The 1,113-nt window shown below is 56.2% G+C and carries 1 protein-coding gene and 1 pseudogene; both read right to left on the bottom strand.

Annotated features, from left to right (window positions below):
- A pseudogene (locus Q0288_RS05420) lies at nucleotides 1–252 on the bottom strand (molybdate ABC transporter permease subunit); the annotation flags it as partial.
- Nucleotides 249–1,010: a molybdate ABC transporter substrate-binding protein gene (modA, locus tag Q0288_RS05415; protein WP_299428324.1), complete on the bottom strand. Its 762-nt coding sequence runs from the start codon at nucleotides 1,008–1,010 to the stop codon at nucleotides 249–251. The pseudogene Q0288_RS05420 and the gene modA, both read right to left, overlap by 4 nt.
- Between the last annotated feature and the right edge of the window lie 103 nt (nucleotides 1,011–1,113).

The raw sequence follows: 1,113 nt of genomic DNA, 5'->3' as shown, positions 1-1,113 counted from the left end.
GCCGGTAAAGGTGAACGCCAGTGTAAATCCAGTCCAGTCCGCGATGGGACCATTTTTGCCCAGCAGTAACAGCAGGTAAAACCCCAAAACGGTGGGGGGAAGCACCAGCGGCAGCAACAAAACCGTTTCCAGCAGCCGTTTGCCGCGAAAGTTATGGCGGGCCAAAATCCAGGCCAGAGGCCCAGCCAGCAAAAGCAGGGTGAGGGAGACCCAGAAGGCCAGTCTTAGCGTCAGTAGCAGCGACTCGATCACGGTGCAGTTCTCGGAAGATCGTACCCCCAGGCCCGGTAGATGCGGTTGGCCTCGGGAGAATGCAAAAAGGCGTATAAGGCCCGTACCTCGGGTCGCGCACGACCTCTGACGATGACATAAGCCTGCTCGAGTGGATCAAACATCCTCTGGGGCACGATATACCAGGTACCTTGCTGTCGCATGTCCGGGCCGTAGATAGCAGACAGGGCTACAAAACCTGCGTCTCCCGCTGCCAGAGTAAGCTGAGCGGCCTGGGCAATATTCTGTCCTAGCGCAATCCTTCCCCGCACTGCTTCATACACCCCAGCACGGGTCATGGCCTGTACAGAGGCAGCCCCATAAGGTGCGACCTCGGGATTGGCAATAATCAGGCGCTGGATTCTGGGGTCAGTTAAGACCTCTAAGCCCGTAGCCCGTACCCCCACCCGGCTGGGAATAAACAAGGCCAGTTTGCCAATCGCATAAGTGCGAAGAGTTCCCTCCTCGACCAGACCCCGCCGTTGTAGCTCCTGGGGGAAATGCAGATCCGCGGACATAAAGATGTCAAAGGGCGCGCCCTGTGTTATTTGTTGGGTAAAGGCTCCCGAAGACCCGAAACTGGGAATTACCCTGATATTGGGGTGGTTTCGGCTAAACGCCTGTGACAGCTCGAGGAAAGTGTCGCGCAAGTTGGCCGCCACCGCCACTCGAACCTCGCCTTGCTGGGCCCAGGCCAGTCCCCAAAATAGGGTTGCCAGTAGTGCCAAAACCTTGATCACACACCCCTCCTCAAGTAGTAACAGTGTAACTATACAGGGTTCGATTTGCTAGAGGCAAGGCGATCATTACTTTTTGAGTAGCTGCTTAATAAAGCTCAGACCT

The sequence above is a fragment of the uncultured Meiothermus sp. genome, from assembly GCF_937863175.1.
Classification (GTDB): Bacteria; Deinococcota; Deinococci; order Deinococcales; family Thermaceae; genus Meiothermus.
This window is presented reverse-complemented; position numbering and strand designations above follow the sequence as displayed.